At 52.6% G+C, this 21,396-nt stretch carries 20 protein-coding genes; 10 read left to right on the top strand and 10 right to left on the bottom strand.

The annotated features are described in order from the left end of the window. Positions 1-18: 18 nt before the first annotated feature. Positions 19-2,184 (top strand): ferric-rhodotorulic acid/ferric-coprogen receptor FhuE, encoded by a 2,166-nt coding sequence (gene fhuE / locus ACL2XG_RS15680; RefSeq protein WP_413723524.1) that lies wholly within the window; start codon positions 19-21, stop codon positions 2,182-2,184. A gap of 76 nt (positions 2,185-2,260) precedes the next feature. On the opposite strand, the gene idnR is transcribed toward fhuE, so the two are convergent. The 5 genes from idnR to ACL2XG_RS15655 all read right to left on the bottom strand — a co-directional run bounded on the left by idnR (position 2,261) and on the right by ACL2XG_RS15655 (position 7,682). After that, the gene (gene idnR, locus ACL2XG_RS15675) at positions 2,261-3,253 is read right to left on the bottom strand and encodes a DNA-binding transcriptional regulator IdnR (protein ID WP_410012769.1); all 993 of its coding nucleotides are present in this window, start codon (positions 3,251-3,253) and stop codon (positions 2,261-2,263) included. Positions 3,254-3,342: 89 nt separating this feature from the next. Then, positions 3,343-4,662, bottom strand: coding sequence for a gluconate:H+ symporter (locus ACL2XG_RS15670; RefSeq protein ID WP_410012768.1), 1,320 nt, complete (start codon positions 4,660-4,662; stop codon positions 3,343-3,345). Positions 4,663-4,743: 81 nt separating this feature from the next. Then, positions 4,744-5,508: a gluconate 5-dehydrogenase gene (gene idnO, locus ACL2XG_RS15665; RefSeq protein WP_410012767.1), complete on the bottom strand. Its 765-nt coding sequence runs from the start codon at positions 5,506-5,508 to the stop codon at positions 4,744-4,746. 15 nt (positions 5,509-5,523) lie between these two features. Then, entirely contained in the window at positions 5,524-6,555 is a 1,032-nt protein-coding gene (gene idnD, locus ACL2XG_RS15660) for an L-idonate 5-dehydrogenase (RefSeq protein ID WP_413721786.1), read from the bottom strand. 407 nt (positions 6,556-6,962) lie between these two features. Beyond that, positions 6,963-7,682, bottom strand: coding sequence for a sulfite exporter TauE/SafE family protein (locus tag ACL2XG_RS15655; protein ID WP_410016663.1), 720 nt, complete (start codon positions 7,680-7,682; stop codon positions 6,963-6,965). A 107-nt stretch (positions 7,683-7,789) separates the two neighbouring features. Between ACL2XG_RS15655 and ACL2XG_RS15650 the strand changes: the two genes are divergently transcribed. Continuing rightward, positions 7,790-8,707, top strand: a complete 918-nt coding sequence (locus tag ACL2XG_RS15650) for a LysR substrate-binding domain-containing protein (protein WP_413721787.1) — start codon at positions 7,790-7,792, stop codon at positions 8,705-8,707. A gap of 105 nt (positions 8,708-8,812) precedes the next feature. On the opposite strand, the gene ACL2XG_RS15645 is transcribed toward ACL2XG_RS15650, so the two are convergent. After that, a complete protein-coding gene (locus ACL2XG_RS15645) occupies positions 8,813-9,379 on the bottom strand; it encodes an AAA family ATPase (RefSeq protein ID WP_413721788.1) in 567 nt (188 codons plus the stop codon). A 1,297-nt stretch (positions 9,380-10,676) separates the two neighbouring features. On the opposite strand from ACL2XG_RS15645, the gene ACL2XG_RS15640 reads away from it, so the two are divergent. From ACL2XG_RS15640 to ACL2XG_RS15615, 6 genes are all read left to right on the top strand, one after another. Then, positions 10,677-12,146 carry an MFS transporter gene (locus ACL2XG_RS15640; RefSeq protein WP_413721789.1) on the top strand — a complete coding sequence of 490 codons (1,470 nt, stop codon included), beginning with the start codon at positions 10,677-10,679 and terminating at the stop codon, positions 12,144-12,146. A gap of 2 nt (positions 12,147-12,148) precedes the next feature. Beyond that, positions 12,149-13,252 carry a mandelate racemase/muconate lactonizing enzyme family protein gene (locus tag ACL2XG_RS15635; RefSeq protein ID WP_410012762.1) on the top strand — a complete coding sequence of 368 codons (1,104 nt, stop codon included), beginning with the start codon at positions 12,149-12,151 and terminating at the stop codon, positions 13,250-13,252. A gap of 28 nt (positions 13,253-13,280) precedes the next feature. Beyond that, complete coding sequence (locus ACL2XG_RS15630) at positions 13,281-14,108, top strand: SDR family oxidoreductase (RefSeq protein WP_410012761.1); 828 nt, start codon at positions 13,281-13,283, stop codon at positions 14,106-14,108. Further along, positions 14,102-15,013, top strand: coding sequence for a dihydrodipicolinate synthase family protein (locus tag ACL2XG_RS15625; RefSeq protein WP_413721790.1), 912 nt, complete (start codon positions 14,102-14,104; stop codon positions 15,011-15,013). The genes ACL2XG_RS15630 and ACL2XG_RS15625 overlap by 7 nt, the downstream gene beginning before the upstream one ends. Further along, positions 15,003-15,437, top strand: coding sequence for a GlcG/HbpS family heme-binding protein (locus ACL2XG_RS15620; protein WP_410012759.1), 435 nt, complete (start codon positions 15,003-15,005; stop codon positions 15,435-15,437). Before ACL2XG_RS15625 ends, ACL2XG_RS15620 begins: the two co-directional genes overlap by 11 nt. A 348-nt stretch (positions 15,438-15,785) precedes the next feature. Further along, a complete protein-coding gene (locus ACL2XG_RS15615; RefSeq protein ID WP_413721791.1) occupies positions 15,786-16,124 on the top strand; it encodes a YebG family protein in 339 nt (112 codons plus the stop codon). A 238-nt stretch (positions 16,125-16,362) separates the two neighbouring features. Here ACL2XG_RS15615 and ACL2XG_RS15610 read toward each other — a convergent pair whose 3' ends face one another. From ACL2XG_RS15610 to ACL2XG_RS15595, 4 genes are all read right to left on the bottom strand, one after another. Then, the gene (locus tag ACL2XG_RS15610) at positions 16,363-16,980 is read right to left on the bottom strand and encodes a LysE family translocator (protein ID WP_413721792.1); all 618 of its coding nucleotides are present in this window, start codon (positions 16,978-16,980) and stop codon (positions 16,363-16,365) included. 452 nt (positions 16,981-17,432) lie between these two features. Then, positions 17,433-18,515 carry a mechanosensitive ion channel family protein gene (locus tag ACL2XG_RS15605; protein WP_413721793.1) on the bottom strand — a complete coding sequence of 361 codons (1,083 nt, stop codon included), beginning with the start codon at positions 18,513-18,515 and terminating at the stop codon, positions 17,433-17,435. 424 nt (positions 18,516-18,939) lie between these two features. Beyond that, on the bottom strand, positions 18,940-19,542 hold the full coding sequence (locus ACL2XG_RS15600) for a site-specific integrase (RefSeq protein WP_413721794.1): 603 nt from the start codon (positions 19,540-19,542) through the stop codon (positions 18,940-18,942). 191 nt (positions 19,543-19,733) lie between these two features. Further along, positions 19,734-19,970, bottom strand: a complete 237-nt coding sequence (locus ACL2XG_RS15595) for a hypothetical protein (protein ID WP_413721795.1) — start codon at positions 19,968-19,970, stop codon at positions 19,734-19,736. A 143-nt stretch (positions 19,971-20,113) separates the two neighbouring features. Between ACL2XG_RS15595 and ACL2XG_RS15590 the strand changes: the two genes are divergently transcribed. Continuing rightward, positions 20,114-20,302: a hypothetical protein gene (locus tag ACL2XG_RS15590; RefSeq protein ID WP_413721796.1), complete on the top strand. Its 189-nt coding sequence runs from the start codon at positions 20,114-20,116 to the stop codon at positions 20,300-20,302. A gap of 342 nt (positions 20,303-20,644) precedes the next feature. Beyond that, entirely contained in the window at positions 20,645-21,136 is a 492-nt protein-coding gene (locus ACL2XG_RS15585; RefSeq protein ID WP_413721221.1) for a lysozyme inhibitor LprI family protein, read from the top strand. Positions 21,137-21,396 lie beyond the last annotated feature (260 nt).

Here is a 21,396-nt window from a genome sequence, read left to right as displayed (position 1 = left end):
TCGGCAGTGCCAGGGGTAATGAAACGCAGCGCGGGGCAACGGGTAACTCATTCAGGCTGGACATGCTCTTTGTCCCTTATTGCCACGTTGATTTCATCCTTTGTCAATCCGGCATGGGCGGATGAGCCGGCCGGCGAAAAAGCGTCTTCTGATGAAACGATGGTGGTCAATGCCCAGGCAAGCGGCGCAACCGATGCCGCCCGGCAGGATTACAGTGTGCCGGTCACCCGCGCCGGAACAAAAATGCTGCTGGTGCCGCGTGATATTCCTCAGTCCGTCAGCATTATCAGCAAACAGCGCATGCAGGATCAAGACCTGCAAACCGTGGGCGAGGTGCTGACCAATACCACGGGCATAACCGCCAATAATATCGACTCCGATCGTTCAACGTATTATTCCCGCGGTTTTTTCATCAACAATTTTCTTTATGATGATATTCCCACCACCCTGAGCGACGTTTGGAACTTCGGCGACGCCGGTTCGGATACCGCCATTTATGATCGTATCGAAGTGGTGCGCGGCGCAACGGGGCTCCTGACCGGATCGGGCAATCCCTCCGCCGCTATCAATATGGTGCGCAAACGTGCCGATAGCCGCGAATTCCAAGGCTCTGTTTCCGGCACTTACGGCACGTGGGATAAGCAACGGATGGTAGCCGATCTTTCCGCGCCGCTGACGGAATCAGGCAATGTGCGCGGCCGCGTTATTGCCGGCTACCAGGATAACGATACCTGGCTTGATCGCTATCATAACCGCAAAAAATTCATTTATGGCGTTATTGACGCCGACCTGACGGATTCCACCACGCTATCACTGGGCTATGATTATCAGGAAAGCGATACCAGCAATCCCACCTGGGGCGGGTTGCCGACCTGGTACAGCGACGGCAGCCGCACGCATTTTGACCGCAGCTTTAATCCGGCGCCGGACTGGAGCTACTCCAGTCATGAGTCGAAAAAAGTCTTTGCCGATCTGACCCAGCGTTTTGCCAACGGCTGGCAGCTGCGCGTCAACGGCACCCATGCCGAAACCGATTTCGACTCCAAGCTGATGTATGCCGACGGTTTCCCGGATAAGGACACCGGCGAGGGCGTTTCCGCCTACGGCGGCTGGAATAAAGGCAAACGTAAGCTGGATTCCGTCGATACCTACGCCACGGGACCCTTTGAGCTGCTGGGCCGACAGCATGAGCTGGTGGCCGGCGCCAGCTACAGCAAACAAAATAATCATTTTTTTAACTCCCAGGCCACCATCACCGAGTCCGATATCGGCAATTATAACAACTGGAACGGCCATATCGCCGATGCGGACTGGAGTCCATGGGTTGATTATTCCAACGACACCATCCGGCAAAAATCGGTCTATACCGCGGCCCGTTTTTCGCTGGCCGATCCGCTGCACCTGATCGTCGGCGCGCGCTACACCGACTGGCGCGCCAATGGTTCGACCGCCACCAGCGATAAAGACGACGTCACGCCCTACGCCGGCCTGATTTATGATATCAACGACACCTGGTCCGCTTATGCCAGCTATACCGCCATCTTCCAGCCGCAGACCTACCGGGACGCCAGTAAAAACTATCTGGACCCGACGACGGGTAAAAACTATGAAGCCGGCCTGAAAGGCGACTGGTACAACAGCCGCCTGACCGCGTCTTTGGCGATTTTCCGTATCGAGCAGGATAATGTGGCGCAAAGCGAAGGCACCTATATTCCCGGTACGACGGAAATGGCCTATCGCGGCGTCGACGGCACCGTCAGCAAAGGCGTCGAGTTCGAACTTAACGGCGCGGTAACCGACAACTGGCAAGTCACTTTTGGCGGCGCGCGTTATGTGGCCGACGATCAGGACGGCAACGCCATCAACGCCGAACTGCCGCGCACCTCGCTGAAATTGTTTACCCGTTATCAACTGCCGATGCTGCCCGATCTGGCGGTGGGCGGCGGCGTAAACTGGCAGAACCATACCTGGCAGGATGCCGCCGGCCCGCAGGGTACGATGCGCGCCGATCAGGGCAGCTACGCGCTGGTCAGCCTGTTCAGTCGCTACCAGGTTACCCGCCAGCTTTCGGTGCAGGCCAATATCAACAACCTGTTCGACAAAGAGTACTATGACTACCTCGGTCCTTACGCGGTATATGGCGCGCCGCGCAATATGTCGGTAACGGTGGGTTACACCTTCTGATCATAGACAGGGCGGGAGATATCCCGCCTTGTCTTCTGGCATCCATACCCGTTAAACCGCGGTTTTAACAGCGGCGTCAAATCGTTCCTCCTTTAAAAATCTGGTAGCCTAGGTCAATAGAGTAATTGACATCTTCATGGCGGATTTTTTTCAGCACCATTTCCGCCGCGCATTTTCCCATGCCGATGCGCGGGGTAATGACGCTTGCCAGGCGGGGGGTTATGGCCCGGCCGATATCCAGCCCATGGAAACCGGCGATGGCGATATCGCCGGGGACGGGGATATTTTGCCGCAGGCATTCCAGCAGCGCGCCCACGGCGATGTCGTCATTGGTGCAAAACAGACCGTCCAGATCGGGGAAGCGTTTTAGCGCCTGGTTAAAAATATCGGCGCCGAGGGAAAACGAGGATATTTCATTGGCGGTGAGCATCAGCGGGGTTAAATCGTAAGACTTCATCGCCTGGGCATACCCCTGGTAGCGCTGGCGGTCGCGCAGATCATCCCGCGAACCAAGATAGACAACCCGGCGTTTGCCGCTGGCCAGCATGGTCGACATCATATCGAAAGCCGCTTCCTGGTTATCATAGCCCACCTGGATATCCATAAATTCCTCACGGGTATCCATCACTTCAACAACGGGGATTTTAGCGGCCAGCAGGCTTTTTATACTGCGCAGGGTATGTTCTTTTTCCATCAAAATAATGCCGTCGATGCTGTAGGAAAGCAGATTAACAATCTGCTGCTCTTCCGTTTCCTTGCTGTAATTATAATTGGCGATTAATGTCTGGTAATTATTAACCGAGGTTACGGACTCGATACCGGCCAGCACGTCGGAAAATACCTGATTATTAAACGACGGCACCAGGATGCCGATGGAGTGGCTGATGGAATTCAGCATCATCTCCGGCGCCCTGTTTGGAATATAATTCAACTCTTCGATAATACCGGCTATTTTGGTCCCGGTCGCCTTGGCAACTTTTTCCGGCGTGCGCAGATAACGGCTGACCGTGGTTTTGGTGACGCCGGCAAAGGTGGCGATGTCTTGCATGCTGACCCGGTATTTTTTCATTCCACCCTCTCTGATGATCCCGGTCCGGCAGCCATGGCCGGCAGACCGGGAATATCCTTTCGCGTTACGCTCCAAAAAATCTGTGCCAACTAATGGATAATCATATTGAGCAATAGTACACCGGCTAATCCGATAAACGAGATCAGTGTTTCCATGACCGTCCAGGTTTTCAAGGTTTCAGCCACGCTCAGGTTAAAATAACCCTTAAACAGCCAAAAGCCCGGGTCGTTGACATGGGATGCGATCACGCTGCCCGCGCCGGTCGCCAGCACCATAAGCGCCGGATCGGCATGGGTGACGGCGATAATCGGTAAAACAATGCCCGAGGTGGTGATCGCCGCCACGGTGGCCGACCCCAGCGCGATGCGCAATAACGCCGCGACGCACCAGCACATGACAAGCGGCGACAGCGACGTGCCGCGCATGATATTGGCGATAAAATCACCGACGCCGCTGTCCACCAGTACCTGTTTAAAGGCGCCGCCGCCGGCGATAATAAAGATGATCATGGCGATGGCGGCAATGGAATCGCCCAGGATATCCATCACCTGGCCGATCTGGCGCCCGCTGCGCAGGCCGAGAGTAAAAATACCCAGTACGATGGCGGCAAACAGCGCCACGGCGGGATTACCGATAAATTCCAGCAACAGACGCACGCCGTCGTCTTTCGCCATGGTCATATCGGCGATCGCAGCCAATGCCATCAGAATGACCGGGATAATGGCCACGGTCACACTGACGGCAAAACCGGGCATTTCCTGTTCGGTAAAAATTTTCGGGTTGAATAATCCCGCCGGCGGTTCTTTTTCAAATTTTTTCAGCAGTTTGGAAAAAAGGGGGCCGGCGATAATAACGGTCGGAATAGCGATGATCAGGCCATAAATCAGCGTGGTGCCCAGGTTGGCGTTAAAAATGATGGCGATAGCGGTAGGGCCGGGATGCGGCGGCAAAAAGCAGTGGGTCACCGACAGGGCGGCAACCATCGGAATGCCCACATACAGCAAAGGCAGCCCCGAGGCGGCCACAATGGTAAATACCAACGGCAACAAGAGGACGAAACCGACTTCATAGAACATTGCCAGGCCGACCACCAGCCCGGTTATCACCAGCGCCCACTGGATGCGTTGTTTGCCAAAAAACTGTATCAGCGTCGTGGCGATGCGCTGGGCGGCGCCGGTATCGGAGATCAGGCGTCCGAGCATAGCGCCGAATCCCAGGATCATCGCCAAACCACCCAAGGTGCCGCCAATACCGTTTTGAATCGAGTGCATGACCGCCAGCGGTTTCATGCCCTCGGCGATACCCACCACCGCCGCCACAAACACCAGGGCGATAAAACCATTGACTTTAAATTTGATCATCAATATCAGGAGTAATATTACCCCTAATGCAATAATTATAATCGGCATATCCAATCCCCATGCTAATGACGAAAAGTCGCCCGCGGGCGGCTCCCGTCATTTATTTATTATTCGTTATTTTTTTTACTTTCAGACTGCCGCCAACATACCGCCGTCAACAAAGATCAGGTGACCGTTGACAAAATCAGAGGCTTTCGCCGCCAGGAATACCGCGGCGCCGATAAGTTCCTGCGGGTCTCCCCAGCGGGCGGCCGGGGTGCGTTTGGTCAGCCAGGCGGTAAATTCCTGGTTATCGACCAGGGCCTTGGTCATTTCGGTATTAAAATAGCCGGGGGCGATGCCGTTAACCTGAATATTATAACGGGCCAGTTCCACACACATGCCGCGGGTCAGCATTTTAACCGCGCCCTTTGACGCCGCATAGGGGGTAATGGTGTCACGGCCGAGTTCGCTTTGCATGGAGCAAATATTGATGATTTTACCCCGGTTGCGTTTGATCATGTTACGGGCAACCGCTTGTGAAACCAAAAATACCGCCGTTTGATTTACCGCGATAATATCGTTCCAGTCTTTCTCAGGAAATTCGGTAAACGGATGGCGTCGCTGGATGCCGGCATTGTTAATCAAAATATCAATAGGGCCGATATCGGACTCAATTTGCTCAATAGCGCTATTAACGGCCTGGCTTTTCGTCACATCAAATGCGACAGAATAAGCGGTATACCCTTGGTCCCGTAACTGCTGCGCCGCTTTTTCCGCGCGGGCGGCGGTAATATCATTGATGATGATTTCCGCACCCGATTGCGCCAGTCCGTTGGCCAATAAAAAACCAATGCCTTGGGCGGAGCCGGTAATCAGCGCTTTTTTATTTTTTAATGAAAAAATATCGTTCATTTTGGATCCCTATTTTCAAAAAACCAACTGTACTTTTGACGCTAACGATTTGTCCGCCGCGAAGATCAACGCCTGTTCAAGTTCGGCCTGCGGATATTCACCGGATAACAACGGCAGCGGGTCGATGGTGCCGTTGCCCAGCCAGGCCACGGCGGTATTAAATTCGGTGGTGAAACGAAAACTCCCCACCAGCCTGATTTCCTTGGCTATGACCATCATCATGGGGAACTCCGGCGTCACGCCGCCCATGCCGACCTGGACTAAGGTACCCCTGGCCCGGGTTAATTCCAGGCAGCGCGTAATGGACTGGGGATGGCCCGAGGCTTCGAACGCGATATCGAAGTAGCCTTTTTGATCGGCATACGCGGAGAAATCACCGGCCGCCGCATGCAGGGTTTTGGTGGCGCCCATTTGGGCGGCGATATCCAGGCAACGCTGGCTCAGGTCGGCGCAGATGATTTCCCGCGCGCCCGAGGCCTTGGCGGCCGCCACCAGCAAGCTGCCGATAGGCCCGACGCCGGAGACAAAAACGGTTTTACCCTTAACGTCCCCGGCCTGATTCACGGCGTGAATGGCCACCGCCAGCGGTTCGGCAAAAGCCATGACGCGTTCATCGAGGGCATTGTTAAAGGGGATGCATTGTTCCGTATCCACGACTTTAAATTGCGTGAATCCGCCATCCACATGCGGGAAATACATGGCGCTGCCGAAAAAGCGCATATTAATACATTGATTTTCCTCACCGGACAGGCAATATTTACACTGTTTACAGGGCTTGCTGGGGTTAATGGCCACGCTCTGGTTAACGGATAACCCCGGGGCATCGCTTTTTACCACATGGCCGATAACTTCGTGCCCCAGAATCATGGGCTGGCGCACTTTGAAATTTCCGACCGCACCCTCCTGGTAATAATGCAGATCGGATCCGCAAATCCCGCCGCGGGATATTTTAACCAAGGTCCCCTGGCCGGAATATTCTACGTTTTGCGCCACCACGGCAACGGCTTTTTTTCCGGTAACCACGCAAGACTGGGTATCAACGTTCATTTTTATTTCCTCAACGGTAATGTCGTTGAGGTGCAGTTAAACGGCTATGGATGTGCAAAACTGTGATGGATGTCACTTAAAAATGATGTAACGAAAATGATGTAACGCATAACGTGATTGACTTAATAAAAAGCAACCTCCGTTCAAAATGAACAAGAAATAATGTGAATAACCCGGTATGGTAAATTGGCCGCTAAATAGATGCTAATTATGTTATTAGGTATTTGCTATCCCTCATTATTACGGATCGCGAGAGTACGCCTCTGATAAACAGGCGATAGTTACCGCCGCCGCCTGTCCAGGCATTGTCGGTTGCCGGTGCTGGCTTTATGTATGCTTGGCCATTGGGTTCTATTTTTTATTTTTATGGATTTTATAGCGCGTTATATTCCGCAGGGAATCATTTATCAATTAAGCGCGTCCCAAATCATTGAGGCGCCCGCCACCAGCATCATGGCGTCAATCAGGCGGTTAAAGGTTTTTTCAGCCATTTTCACCAAGAATATTTTACCGATGTACATGCCGGCAACCAGCGTACCGCCTACCATCAGGCCACTGATAACGACGGACCGCGGCAGGGCGCCGATGGCCCCGAACGCCGATGCCTTGGCAAGGTAGATAGCAAAGGAGGCGGCCGCTTCCGTCGACAGCAGCGCGCCTTTTGTCAGCCCATACCCGGCAAAAAGGGGGATGGTCAGCGGGCCCGTGGAGAAAACCACCCCGGTGAGGTAACCGACCAGTGCGCCCGCCAGCGCCAGTTGCATGGGGTTGAGCGTTATTGCCCGGGCATTGGCCCAGTGGCGCGCCGGGATCAGCAGGAAGAAAAACAGGCCGATGCAGAAGTTGGAGAGGGGCGCAGGCATCAGCCACAGCGTATTGGCGCCCAGGACGGCGGCGGGGATACCCGGCAGGGAATACCACAGAAAGGCCCTGATATTGATGTCCCTGCGCCACATAAGCACACGCGAAACATTACCCATAATGGCGGCGATGGCCATGATGGGAACCGCGGCCTTGGGACCAAAGGTATACGCCAGCGCCGGCAACAGCATGATGGAAGCGCCTGTGCCCACCATGCCGCTGATGATGCCGGCCGCTATTCCAATAATGACAATGATCAGATACATCACGCCGGCACGTCCTTTTTCAGGGGGTAGTAACCATGATGATAGCGATCAGAAATGGAATGGCTCGTGATAAAATATCACGCAATAGTGATAAAAAAGGACTGGTTATGCATTCACTCCCACCCCTGGCGGCATTACGGGCATTTTTGGTTGCATGCCATGCCGGCAGCTATACCGCCGCCGCCAAAGAATTATGTATTACCCATGGGGCGGTCAGCCGCCATATGCAGGTGGTTGAAAAATGGTTCGGCGTTAATTTATTCAGCCGGGAAGGCCAGCGACGCGTGCCGACGCCTTACGCCCTGACGCTGGCCGGGGAGCTGGGGAGCGCGTTTGATAACCTGTCCGACATCGCCCTGCGCTACGGCAACGGTGGACGTAATAATGTCTTTAATGTCAGCGTGCCGACCACACTGTGCCTGAAATGGCTGCTGCCCCGCCTCGATGATTTTTATACGCGCTTTCCCCAGGCAAATTTGCAGATTTCCACGGCCAATACCGAGCAATTGCACATTATCGGGCACTATGACCTGTTGATCCGGCGTGATATCAGCGTAGCGGAGTATTCCGCGATCGCGTTTTTGCAAGATCAGCATTGCCTGATGGCCTCCCCCGCGCTGCTTAAGCGTTATCCGCTCCGCCTGCCCGCGGATGTCCTCGCCTGTCCCCGCATTGAAACCCTGACAAGGCCTGAGCAGTGGAATCTGTGGCTGGCGGCGGCCGGCCTGCGAAAAACACCCGCGAGCTTATTTCGCCGTTACGACCATTTCCACGTTTCCCTGCAGGCGATGCTGGAAGGGATCGGGGTGGGATTGGGGCCGGTCAACACGCTGTCGGCGGAGATAATGCATGGCCGTCTTGTCCCGCTGTTTCCGCAATTTACCGTTGCCCCCTGTCAATACCAGGCCTTAACGCCGGTGAGCGTGCAAAAAACCGTATTGCACCAAGCGTTTGAGCAGTGGCTGGTGGTGCAGGGGAAAGCGCTAAATGCCGATGGCGATAACGACGCAAACACAACAGTCTGAGCGAATGCCGTGCCGGATACGGGGGTCAGGAATGCCGGCAGCAATGGAATAGTCGGGGCGCTGGCAACGTTTACTTCACCGGCGGCGTGCGGTGCGGCGGTGGTATTATTCTCCGTTGCCGGACAGAGCATCAAGAACAAACGTGGCCCGATCCGCTACGTTGGTTTTTGGTATTGCCAAAATGTCATAATCCAATGCCGGGTAGGCGGTGACCAGCAGGCCGTATTCAGCCAAAGCCGCGTCAAAAGAATGCCGCCGTTCTGGATCTTCGGCATAAATTTCGGCCCAGGGCGGCGTTAAAAAAACCTTGTGATGATAGCGCAAAGAAATGCCATAGCGCTTTAAATAAGGCTTACCCGTGATGTGCTCAAGGTTGGCCGCCGCGTCCACCACCCCGCGATCGAAAAATATCCATTCGTTTGCGGTGCCGGCCCTGGTCCAATCGGTTATGGACAGTTGGATAACGTTGCGTAAGAACGCCGCCATATCAATCCAGGGTAATGCCTGGCCGCCTCGTTTCAACTCTTCGCTCACGACGCGCCGGCCGGGTTCTTCGACAACGGTATAGCCGCGTCGCTTCAGCTCGGCGAGTAACGTGGATTTCCCACCACCGGAACAGCCGGAAATAACGACAAGTCGATTCATGTTTTCCTGTGCCTGCTGGATATGCATGCCACGATAGAATTATGCCAGGTTTGAACGTTGAGCCACCATGGGTAAAGGCCATCCTGGCCTGTTAACGTCTTTGATGATCCCCGCTATTGATGACCGGTATGGGCTTAGAAAGAGACGCGCGCGGGGGAAGGCTTGCCCACCCGCGGTCAGAAAGCATGGCATCGCCTTAACGGCCGGGATCCCCTTGCTTAAATTATCGGCACTCAGTCAATAGATGAGGGTATTGGAGCAAAAATGGATCCGGCAGGGTGTAAAAATCGCCGGGCCCGAAAGCCCGGCCAGCAACATTAGCCTACCAATGCAACCCGCCCATAGCTCACAGAACCAAAGCTTGAATGAGACTGTATAGTGGCAGAACGAATCTTAATGGTTCCCTAACTGTTCCTAATCTTGCCAAATCAGCGTAGTGAGGCCATAGGACGACGTCTCGCCCGGCATAGCGCGTTTGCCGCCGGCGCGCCTGCAAAAGCGGATTGAGGATCATTCGCCCCAATACAACGTGCACTTCACTTCTCTCAATGCGATCTCCTCACCCACCCTTATCCAGCCGCAATTCCGGGGCGGCCGCCAGGCATCCGAATCCCGCGCAGATATTTCGGCCGCCTTTGCGGGTGGCGGAAAACGTGATTATTTTTAATGACATAAAGCTACCCAGGCTAAAATATGTATTAATTATTTTTCAGTTTCTTAATCAAATTGTCGTGAACGTTATCACAAATCTTACAGGGCATTATTGCCGGGGTAAAAATCTTCGGTAAAAATGCTAACTCGAATTAGCAAGAATATCTTTACCTGAAAAAACGTGCCGGCGGCAAAGCCTGTGCTCATTTTATACAGGCAAGCATGTTAACGCATTGTTTTGAAAATGCTTAATGATGTAACGGGACGGGTGAGGTTTCGTCTTCACCCGGCGGCGATGGCGGCGGACCCGTATTGACGGCCCATGGGGCGGGTTGTGAGGCAGAGCCGCCGGTGGGCGGATAACGCGCAATGCCGCGCCTGTGAGCTTAAGCATTGTTTCCCCTGTATTTTTTTTGTCGCCAAAGCTAACTCGAAGCAGCCTGTTAAATGTCATTGGATACACGTCATGGCATTTGGCGCCCGGGCGCTGACGCAATATAGACGGGTCTTTATCGCCGGCGATGCGGTGAAACCTAGCAACGCGTGACCCTGTTGCCGGCCGCTGCGTCTGGCGCGGCCAACAGGAAGCGCCGGCATCAACGAAGGATGAGTAGGACAGACAGAACGGCGAAATACTCGTGTACCTCAATAAGCAAGGTAAATGGGAGTATATATGCACCAGAATATGAATATCGACAAGCTGATCCTGATGGCCAAGAAACGGCTGGATTTGCAGGAGGCTCCCGGATCCACCAAAGCAGGATGGCTGATGATCACCGCCCTGCTTATCGAGTCATGGGATATCTATTCGATGGCGTTTATTATCTACGCTCTCAAAGATATCTATCATCCGAGCAGCTGGCTGCTGGGATTCACCGCCGCCGGCACCCAGTTCGGCGCCATTATCGGCGCCATGTTGGGCGGCTGGCTAACGGACAAGGTGGGCAGGCGTAAAATCTTCCTCGGCTCAATGCTGATGTTTGCGCTGTTCGCCATACTGCAGGGGCTGGCGCCGAATATCTACTGGCTGGCGATTATCCGCTGCTTCGCCGGCATTCCGGTGGGCGCCGATGTCGCCAACGGCTTCACCTACATCATGGAGGTGATGCCGAAAGGCAAACGGGAGGTGATGGCCAACCGATGGCAGTTTATGTTCGCCCTCGGCATCCTCGCGGCGATTTCCCTGGTCACTCTGTTGGTCGCCCTTGGCGTGCATAGCGATCATGTTTGGCGCATCGTCCTGGCGGTACCCGCCATCCCCGCCTTTATACTGCTGATGCTGCGCCGTGAACTGCCCGAAACCCCCGCCTGGTTTGTGGAACGGGGCCGGTTTGTCGACGCCCGCAAGGCAGCGCGCCAGTACTATGGCGATCGCGATGGACAACTGCTGGACGATCTGCTGCCTGAACACGATGTCACTATCCAACAGCCGAGCATGGGCGAAGCGCTAAAAGATTTGTTCAGTCGCAAATTTTCGCGCCGCACCACGCTGTTCGGCTGGATTTCCTGCGCGGTCCAGTCGTTTGAAAACTACGCTTTTTCCTTTTACCTGCCCCTGATCCTGGTGACCATCGGCATTTCCGGCCAGATCCAGAACAACCTGGCGCTGCTGGCGGTGAACTGCGTGGCGGCGCTTTCGGCCTTTGTCGGACCGCTGTTGCTCAAACGGCTGGGACATCGCGGCTTAAGCCAGCTCGGCTTCCTGCTGGTGACTTTCGGCATATTGTTAGCCGCCTACGGTGTATTCAAACTGAATTATCTGATGATCACCAGCGGCGCCGCCCTGATGCTGTGGGGCCATTACTGGGATTCGGAAAGCGGCATGACCGTGGTATCGCTGGTGGCCAAACCGAAATACCGCGGCGTGGCATCCGGCATCGGCTATACCATCGTAAAAATCACCGCGTTCCTGACCACCCTGGTCTTCCCGCCGCTGTTTGACACCCTGGGCGTGCCGCTGGCCTCATCGCTTATCGCCATCGCGCCGTTCCTGGCTTTTCTGGCCGCGACATTCCTGCTGCCCGAAGTCTTCGGCCATGTCGCCGGCGACAATGAATATGAAAATGATGTGCAAGACACTTCCCACGGGATGTCGGGATTCACGCATCCGGAATTGTTGAACGGACTAAAGAAAGAGGACTGATCATGACTATCACCAAAATGCCGGTAATTGAAAATATCGAACTGATGACGGCGCGCGTACCGCTGCCGGAAGGACCCTGGGGCGACCAGATCCACCACGTCACCGATATTGAGGTGGCAATCGTCGATGTGCATGGCTCCAACGGACTGGTGGGCACCGGCTTCAGCCACACTTCCGGCTGGTGCGGCGCCACCATTTCGGCCTTGATCAAGGAAATCATCCCGGATGTTATCGGACAGCGCTTGTCGCCGCGCGCGCTCTGGGATCGCAGTTACAAATATATTCACGATGTCGGCGGCGCCGGCGTCACCACCCATGCGCTTTCCGCCCTGGATATCGCCTACTGGGATTTGCTGGGCAAAACGCTGAATGTGCCTCTCATCGACTTGCTCGGACGGGTGCGCGATCGCGTGCCGTTGTATGGCAGCGGCATCAACCTGCACATGTCGGTGGAGGAGGTGATCGAACAGGTGCGCCGCTGGAAATCGAAGGGGTACCTCGCGGCCAAGGTCAAGGTGGGTAAACCCGACCTGGAAGAGGATGTCGAGCGCTTAATCAAAATCCAGGAAGCCGTGCCGGGATTCCCTCTGGCGGTGGATGCCAATCAGGGATGGAATTTCCCCCAGGCCCTGCGGGCATTCAAGCTGTTTGATCCGTTGAACCTGCTGTGGATTGAGGAGCCGCTGCCGTCGGACAATATCGCCGGTCATAAACAGCTGCGCGAGAGGACCAGCACGCCGATTGCCCTGGGCGAGAATGTCTATAATCTCAGCCAGTTCAGCCAATATATCGACAACGGTTCCGTGGATTTTGTCCAGGCCGACCTGGGGCGCGTCGGCGGTATCACCGGATACCTGGATGTCGCGACGGTCGCCCGCGCGCATAACCTGCCGATGACGCCGCATTTCGTCCTGGAACTGAGCGCCAGCCTGCTGGCCGCGGTGCCCAATGTGTCCTATGCGGAAGTCACCGACGGCGGACGCTGGAAAGATCTGCGCATCGTATTATCCGCCGGCGAGGAGGTGGACGGGTACTACGTTCCCAGCGAGCGGGCCGGTCACGGCATCATTTTGGACAGAGACTATTTGCATGCCCACAAAATATAACGTCATCACTCGATAGCAGGAGATGCATATGGAAGATACCTTATTTTCCGTCAAAGATAAGATTATCGTCGTGACCGGCGGCCTGGGGCAACTGGGCGCCCAATATGTCAAGGAGCTGCATAAACGGCAGGCCAGGGTGGCGGTTTTCGCGCAGAACATCGCTGAAGAACGGCTGCTGAAGGTGTTCGGCGAGCAGCGGGAATCCCCGCGCCTGGCGTTTTATCAGGTTGATATCACCGACAGCGGCAGTATCAATCGTGCGCTGGATGATATCGAGCGGCAATGGGGCGTACCAGACGGGCTGGTGAATAATGCCGGCATCGATACCCAGCCCAGCGCGCCGCCGGAGGTCTCCGGCCCCTTTGAGCAGTTCCCCGTGGACGTCTTCCGTAAAGTGGTGGAGGTCAACCTGGTGGGCACATTTCTGGCGACCCAGCAGGTAGGCGCCAGGATGAAAGCGGCGGGGAAAAAGGGATCCATCATCAATGTCGGATCGATCTACGGCGTGGTATCGCCGGTGCAGGATATCTACAGCTACAAAAAAGAGGATACCGGCGTGCCCTTCATCAAGCCGGTCGCCTATTCCGCGGCCAAATCGGGACTGTACAATTTTACCCGTTATTGCGCCACCTACTGGGGCCGGGACGGTATCCGGGTCAATACGCTGACCATCTCCGGCGTGGCGCGGCCGGATCAGGATCCGCGGTTCCAGAAAAATTATATCGCCCGCATGCCCATCGGCCGCATGGCCAATGAAGATGAATATAACGGCACTATCGTGTTTCTCCTTTCCGACGCGTCAGTGTATATGACCGGCGCCAATGTGGTGGTGGACGGAGGATGGACGGCATGGTAAAGCGCGGCGGGTGGGATAAATACCGGGGGGTCATTTCAGCGCTGGTCACACCGATGCATGAGGATGAATCCGTCAATTACGATGCGCTGGCAAAGGTGGTGGAACATCAGCTCGAGCGCGGCGTGGAAGGATTTTACTGCTGCGGATCTTCCGGGGAGGGCCCGCTCCTGGGCATGGAGGAACGGGCACAGCTGCTGCGCGTTCTGGCGGCGCAGGTGAAAGGCCGGGTGCCGGTGATCTCCCATGTCGGTACGGTGAGGACCGCTGACGCGGTCTCTCTGGCCCGGCAGGCGGAGCAGGATGGCGCCGACGCGGTATCGCTGGTGCCTCCTTATTATTACAAATTCTCCAAAAAAGAGATCATCGCGTATTACCGGCGGGTGCTTGCGGCCATATCGCTGCCGGTGATTGTTTATAATATCCCGCAATTCACCTCGGTTGAACTTGACGAAGAAACCGCCGACGCGCTATTAACCGATGAACAGGTGCTGGGGGTGAAGCATACCTCGCACAACCTCTATTCGCTGGAGCGCATGGCGGCAAAATATCCCGACAAGGTTTTTTTCAACGGCTTTGATGAGATCTACCTGTCGGCGCTATCGGCCGGCGCGACCGCCACCATCGGCACCACGGTCAATCTGCAGCCCGAGCGATTTTTGGCCATTCGCGACTTATTCCGGCGGGGCGAGCTCAGCCGGGCGCGGGAAATCCAGCTGCAGATTAACAATGCCGTCGAATTTATGGTGGCGCGGGGGATCTTTCAGTCGGCCAAGTATATGACGGGCCTTGGCCTGGAGGACCTCGGGCCGGTGCGGGAGCCGTTCGTTCCCTTGACGGACCGGCAAAAACACGAGCTGGGCGTGCTCAATGACACTATCCGGGAGGGTATCGCGCATGGCCAATGAACCTGCCGGCCTTGCCGCGCGTTATATCCTGCAGGATAAGGTGGCTATCGGTAAAGTCGCCGAAATCATCGCCTCGGCTTCGCTGGATCCCGCCACCACTGGGCTGGCGGTGGCCGTGGTGGGCGTTCACGGCGAATTGGCGGCCTTCGGCGCCCATCACTCCTGTCCGCCTTTGCCGCGGCTGTTGGCGCAACGTAAAGCCTATACTGCGCTGATGCTCAGGCGCAGTACCCGTCTGGTGTCGGAGGAAGTGAAAAACGGTTCCCTGGATATGCGCATGCTCAATGACGCCGCCTTATTGCCAATGCCCGGCGGCGTGCCGATCGTGATAAACGGCGCCCTGGTGGGCGCAATCGGCATAAGCGGCTTGCCGGCGGAAAAGGATATCGCGCTGGCGGACCACTGGGCGCGGCAGTTCGGTTGATACGGCGCGGATGTCAAGACGGCACGCAAGGCTATGTTGACCCAGCAAGACATCGCGCTCAAAACCGGGATAATAAAGCAGCACGTTTCCACCAGCGTTACGGTTTCGCCGTTTCACCTGCACGGGAGCAGCAGTTGCCGTTATTGCGCAAAGATGCGCGTAAGTTGCTGCTGGTTGAGTATTCCAGCGGCAGATAAATCGCATAGCGGCTTGCATGGCTCCCGGCATGAGACCAGCAAGACTTGTTTAATGGGAATGGATTACAGCACATACAGCCGTTGAATGTGTGGTGGACGATGAGCGACACTTGCTGATATACTGGCTATAATTACAGTATTGGAGGCGGTTATGGCTATTGAAACAAAATATGTGGTCGTCAGAAAGGGTGAAGAGAAAATGACATTTGCCAGTAAGAAAGAAGCGGAGGCCTACGACAAGATGCTTGATATGGCTGAAGCGTTCAGCGACTGGTTGTTGACCAGCGGGATGCCGTTGGATGAACCGCAGGCTGAAAAGCTGGGTCTTTATTTGGCCGAGCATAAAGATGACGTCCAGCATATACTGCGCACCAGCAAATTGCCGGAAGCCATCGGCGCTCAGGCTCCCGCAGATGAATCGGAAAGCATGGAAACCGATGATAATGCTGATGCCGGCACAAAAAAAATCAGAGCGGTAAAAGCAGCCTGATCCCCTGCGGGAAGTACCCCAATACAGAACAGCGCCGTGAGTGATAACGTCTTGCGGTGTAGCGGGATTTTTTCATCGGCCTCACCTCCGTCAACGGCATGGATTTATCATGCCGGATTTCCAGTTCTGGGTGGAGCAGAATATTGGGGTAGGGTCATGCCCGGCGCCGCTCCGGTCAAAGATGCACTTTATAACGGTGCTTTACTGGTTAAGCTTCTGCAGGGATAATTTTGGCTGATTAATTAATAATCTGCCTGATCCCTAACAGCATGATCAACCCGCCGCAAAGTCTATCAATGGCTTTTTTGGCCCGCTGATAGGCGGAAGAAATGCGAGGTTGAGAAAGGGTGATGGCAACCGCTCCGTACCAGAGTGATGCAATGATGCCGACAACGCTGAGCATGGCGATAAAGGTGCCCGCAGAGACATGCGCCGGAGCGGCAGTAGAGAATATGGCGGCGTAAAAAGCCATGGATTTCGGATTACCGATATTAGTCATCACGCCCTGAATAAAGGATTGGCGGAAATGACCTGGCAATACGGCATTTTCGTTCGCAACGGGTTGGCTTCCGGCATTGAGGATAAGGCGTAAGCCAAACCACAGCAGATATCCTGCCCCTACTATTTTCACAATCAGCGCAACCCAAGGGAATGCGGCAAATAGCAAACCGATTCCGCCGATAGCGCAACTTGCCCAGAATAGGTTGACCACCACAATGCCAGCAACCAACGCAACGGCGGCCGAGCGCGTGGAAGCGACCGCTTTATGCACCACGGCGACAAAGTTTGGCCCGGGTATCACCACGCCAGCGAGATAAATCAGCAACACGGTAAGAACTGCATGTGTATCGACCATGTATTTTCCTTATAACTCGCTGACGTTAAATCAGTTTAAACTCACCAATAAATCATTGGCTTTCCATTATGCCGGGAGCAGGCCAGCAGTTCGATAACTTTGGTTTAACTCATCAAACAAGCTGAGATCGGGCCGACTCCTGGCTATTTTCACCGCTTCGGGTAGCTCATTGTCTTCAGCGGCCATCCATATAGCTGCCCAGACACATGCGATTATCACTCTACAGCGAACGGCGAAAGATGTCCGGATATTGGCGCAGGCCGTTTAATGGGTCCTGCGGTTCGCCTCACATAGCCTGCAGGTCAGCCGCAAAGCCTCATTAAGCAGGGAATAAAGCGAAGTTGACCAGCTGCTTTGAGCGAGGAGCGGAAGCTCAGTTGTCCTGGTGCTCACGCAGCACGCTTAAAGTATCTGTACGTTCCACGGTATACAGAAAAAATGAAAACGATTAACTACTGATCTTTCGGACGATCACACACCGAATCGGTCAGTGTAGCCCTCACGTGAGGAAGGCTCTGCGGATAATTTTGCTGAATAAACTCAATCATTTTTTCCCGCACATGGCAGCGTAAATCCCAGGCGATGGGGGAATTCTGTGCAGTCATCAATAATCTGATGGTCATGGTTTTGTCAGTAGTTTCGGTTACCTGGAGCACCTGAGTCTGTTGATCCCAGAGTTTTGTTTCACTGAGGACTTTTTCAAAATGCTTACGGAGAGGATCTAATGGCATGGAATAATCGAGGTAAAGAAAAACAGAGCCTAATATCTGTGCGTTATTACGCGTCCAGTTCTGGAAAGGATTTTCTGTAAAGTATGTAATGGGCAGGACCAGGCGGCGCAGGTCCCAGATACGCACAACGACATAAGTCAGATTTATCTCCTCTATCCAGCCCCATTCATTTTCGACGACTACAGCATCATCAATTTTTATAGGTTGCGTAAAAGCTATCTGAATTCCGGCAAACAAGTTGACAAGCGACTTCTGAAGGGCAAACCCAATGATTATTCCGGCAACCCCAGCACCGGCCAGGATTGTAGTGCCGAATTTTCGGAAACCGGGAAAACTGAGAAGTATCAGAGTAAGGCAGAATGACACGAGCAATACAATAGCGACTTTTTTTACATACATTATTTGAGTGCGAATTTTACGGGCACGAAGATTATTCGAAAGATTAATGTCATAGCGGATAAAAAGCATATCTTGCGCAACATTAACTAATCGAATTAAAATGGAGCAAAATGATAATATAATAAAGATATTAAGGGTGGATGTAATAAAATCAAGGGAGTTTGGCTGAATGTTAATATAATTAACCCCTACATTTATCAACAGTAAGGGAATGAAAAGAAACATTGATCCACGAAGATGTTTTTCAAGTGATTTGAAGAGCTTTCGGTCACGATTCTGCCAGTAGCGGATGAACCTGAGAAGTATAAATCGGGCCAGGAACCCCAGTGCGAGTGAGAGAATGACGAGCAATACCGCAGGCACCCAAATTGGAGCACCAGATAACTCATCGAATATCATTAGCATTCTTTTCCCTTATATCAAGTCAACAACCTCTGGTTGTCAGATCAGTAATAAAAATTCAGTAACCGTTGTCTTAACGGTTATCTGCGGAGTAAATGGTGAACGCACATGAGTTGATGAGAAATGTAGTTAACTGATTTTTTTAACATAAAAAAACCTCGAAAGGAAACCGATAATACAAGCGTAGCATAAATGCAACTCACTGAAATTAATGATGACGTTTAATTTACTCAATCCGCCAGCAGGATGTCCGCGCTCAAACCGCTCTCGTGTCATCTGCCTGTACCCGCCCCTAGTGATGTGTTCATGCTAATAGCACAGGTTACAGATATCCATGCCGCACCTGAGTACGATCTTTTGCGCGTTGGTCGCCCAAAGCGCCAGGGTCAGCTTCTGGCACAAGGCTGCTGTAGCAGCCCTGACGACCTCATACTTCAATCGACTCAGAGATCTCCAACGCATCATCGACTTCAATGCCCAGATAACGCACTGTGCTTTCCAGTTTCTTATGACCCAACAGAAGTTGGATCACCCGGAGATTCTTGGTTTTCTTGTATATCAGGTAAGGTTTTGTTCTTCTCATGGAATGTGTGCCGTACAGCGAAACTTCGAGACCAAGCTTTGCGACCCAGCCATGAAAAATTCGGTTGTATTGCCGAGTTGATATATGTTGGCAAGAACCGACGCGGGATTGGAACAAATAGTCTTTACTGTGCAGCTTGCCAAGTTTTATCAACTCGGCGACAGATTCTCTCGTCCCCTTAGTTAACTCGAACTGTACAGGGCTACCGGTCTTCTGTTGCAACACCGTCGCTCTGCTTGAAACAGAATTACCATATGAAACATCTGACACTTTTAGTTTAACCAGATCACAGCCACGCAGTTTGCTGTCCAAAGCCATGTTGAACAGAGCCAGATCGCGTGTTCTACCCTCCAGTTCAAGCCTGATTCTAATCCCCCAGATATGAGATATCTGAAGTGGTCTTTTCTGGCCGATGATACGGTCTTTGTTCCACGGTGATGTGTTCATACTCAAATCTCATGCAATGTGGGAGATTTGAGTATGGTTGTCCCTCAAGAGCGATGAGCGGATGTTGCTGCTTGTCTTCATAGAAAAAGTTGTTTGGCTATTAATGGCTGAGGGCATATCCCACATGAAGTAAATATTAAGTCAGATTTTTACTTCATGTGAATGGTATCTACCAACCATATATTTGATTATCATAGATTATTCGGATTATTCATCATTCTCAAACCCGCCCAATCAGTTACCTCGGATACCACTAGGCGATCGTCACTATCAATAAAATTTTGAAAGTTACCTCGTAAATTTTTTGATTCACCGGAAGCAGATCGAGTTAAACACCAGTTAGACTCGAGCATGCGCCGAGCACCAAGTCTTTTTAGCTCATCAAAAATTTTTGAATAATTTTTATTTTTAACCAAATCATAACTCACAATATATAGCGAAAACTCTTACATTAACAACTCATATTTAGTTGATCAAAATCAATTAATTAACAAAAGCATCAAGGACTGCTTGCTTGTTTTTATCCAAGGATTACTGTTTATCTATGTACAACAAGAGAGGAAGAAAATAAATGCCTAAGTCAGATTGGGACTATGTAAATACCTCACAAGATTATGAACTTAACGACCTTCTAAGCAAGCACGGTTACAGAGAAACGGCAGCTAATAGAGAGTTAATTAAAGATAATCTACCAGCAAACACGAAACACGGCGATGTTGCTAAGTTAATACATAGTATTAAAGGATTAGAGAAAAAATAATCTGTTCGCATAATAATGTTTTGCTAAAGAGGCCGCTAAAGGATTAGATTTTCTTGGCGGTCTTTTTTACATTACTGAAATCTGAACGTGGACAGTATTAACTACTTCCGCTTCTGACTCGAAGCGGATGAGTTAACTGAGCTGAAGGTCTGCTGTGAGCGAGGAGCGGAAGTTTGCGATTGCTTTCAAACCAGGTATTGTCATTTCTGACATAGCCGTATGTTCATCAACGAGCAGCAGGTCACAGACCCGGTATAATCCAGGAATTCACTGTGCAGGATGTTCTTTACCCTCAAGTTGGATTACTGTTGATGTATCCGTAACTTTTAATAATTTCCTACCATGACTCAACTACGCTATCGCCTTATACCGCTAGTTTTTTTATCAGGATACGTTTTACACAGTTATGCCGAAGTTCCGCTGCCAGACAGTGTACTGAAGGATAATACCGAAACTTTTGAAATAGCTTGCCCTGACAATCCCCAGCAGACAACTATTGATATGAATGATTGTATAGGCACAAAACGTGATGCAGTTAAGTCTGTCGAAGCGAAGTATTTAAACACAGCACGTCAACGTATTTCGGCAACACAAGATAACCAGACCCTTAATGCCTTTGAGGCAGAAAATAAGGCGTGGGACATTCTGATTGATACGGCATCACATGCTACTGGTGTAGAGTGGCAGGGAGGCACAATTCGAGGGGTTAAAGCTACTGACCGTGAGATAGCCCTGATTGAATTAAGGATTCATAATCAGTGGCAGAACTGGCTGCGCTATGAAGACTCGACACCGCCAGTACTACCGGAACCACTTTTCCATAACGTCGAATGAAATACTAGAAAACAGTGCAACAAGCATGCTTTCCATGAGTACAGAATCGGTCTCGGGAGATCGATTGAAAATGCGGGTTGAGTGTATTTAGCATAAAGCCTCATGCCTCATGATACATCAATGTGATGTGGGGCTTTCCGGCGCTTTTACACTCTTCCCTGCCCCCCGTTTATTAACATAGACTGATTTAGCAACGTCTGCTTTTGGCACATAGCCGACCATCAGTTCAGATGAGATTGTCGAAATAGACGTTAGTGGCA

Source organism: Sodalis sp. RH24 (assembly GCF_047324145.1).
GTDB lineage: Bacteria > Pseudomonadota > Gammaproteobacteria > Enterobacterales > Enterobacteriaceae > Acerihabitans.
This window is presented reverse-complemented; position numbering and strand designations above follow the sequence as displayed.

Coding starts and splice junctions, on each gene's coding strand:
- ACL2XG_RS15670 (WP_410012768.1), bottom strand. CDS start 4,662: ATGCCGATTATAATTATTGCATTAGGGGTAATATTACTCCTGATATTG.
- ACL2XG_RS15585 (WP_413721221.1), top strand. CDS start 20,645: ATGACTCAACTACGCTATCGCCTTATACCGCTAGTTTTTTTATCAGGA.
- idnD (WP_413721786.1), bottom strand. CDS start 6,555: ATGAACGTTGATACCCAGTCTTGCGTGGTTACCGGAAAAAAAGCCGTT.
- ACL2XG_RS15615 (WP_413721791.1), top strand. CDS start 15,786: ATGGCTATTGAAACAAAATATGTGGTCGTCAGAAAGGGTGAAGAGAAA.
- ACL2XG_RS15645 (WP_413721788.1), bottom strand. CDS start 9,379: ATGCATATCCAGCAGGCACAGGAAAACATGAATCGACTTGTCGTTATT.
- ACL2XG_RS15600 (WP_413721794.1), bottom strand. CDS start 19,542: ATGAACACATCACCGTGGAACAAAGACCGTATCATCGGCCAGAAAAGA.
- ACL2XG_RS15635 (WP_410012762.1), top strand. CDS start 12,149: ATGACTATCACCAAAATGCCGGTAATTGAAAATATCGAACTGATGACG.
- ACL2XG_RS15640 (WP_413721789.1), top strand. CDS start 10,677: ATGCACCAGAATATGAATATCGACAAGCTGATCCTGATGGCCAAGAAA.
- ACL2XG_RS15605 (WP_413721793.1), bottom strand. CDS start 18,515: ATGCTAATGATATTCGATGAGTTATCTGGTGCTCCAATTTGGGTGCCT.
- ACL2XG_RS15650 (WP_413721787.1), top strand. CDS start 7,790: ATGCATTCACTCCCACCCCTGGCGGCATTACGGGCATTTTTGGTTGCA.
- ACL2XG_RS15630 (WP_410012761.1), top strand. CDS start 13,281: ATGGAAGATACCTTATTTTCCGTCAAAGATAAGATTATCGTCGTGACC.
- ACL2XG_RS15655 (WP_410016663.1), bottom strand. CDS start 7,682: ATGTATCTGATCATTGTCATTATTGGAATAGCGGCCGGCATCATCAGC.
- ACL2XG_RS15620 (WP_410012759.1), top strand. CDS start 15,003: ATGGCCAATGAACCTGCCGGCCTTGCCGCGCGTTATATCCTGCAGGAT.
- fhuE (WP_413723524.1), top strand. CDS start 19: ATGAAACGCAGCGCGGGGCAACGGGTAACTCATTCAGGCTGGACATGC.
- ACL2XG_RS15625 (WP_413721790.1), top strand. CDS start 14,102: ATGGTAAAGCGCGGCGGGTGGGATAAATACCGGGGGGTCATTTCAGCG.
- ACL2XG_RS15590 (WP_413721796.1), top strand. CDS start 20,114: ATGCCTAAGTCAGATTGGGACTATGTAAATACCTCACAAGATTATGAA.
- idnO (WP_410012767.1), bottom strand. CDS start 5,508: ATGAACGATATTTTTTCATTAAAAAATAAAAAAGCGCTGATTACCGGC.
- ACL2XG_RS15610 (WP_413721792.1), bottom strand. CDS start 16,980: ATGGTCGATACACATGCAGTTCTTACCGTGTTGCTGATTTATCTCGCT.
- idnR (WP_410012769.1), bottom strand. CDS start 3,253: ATGAAAAAATACCGGGTCAGCATGCAAGACATCGCCACCTTTGCCGGC.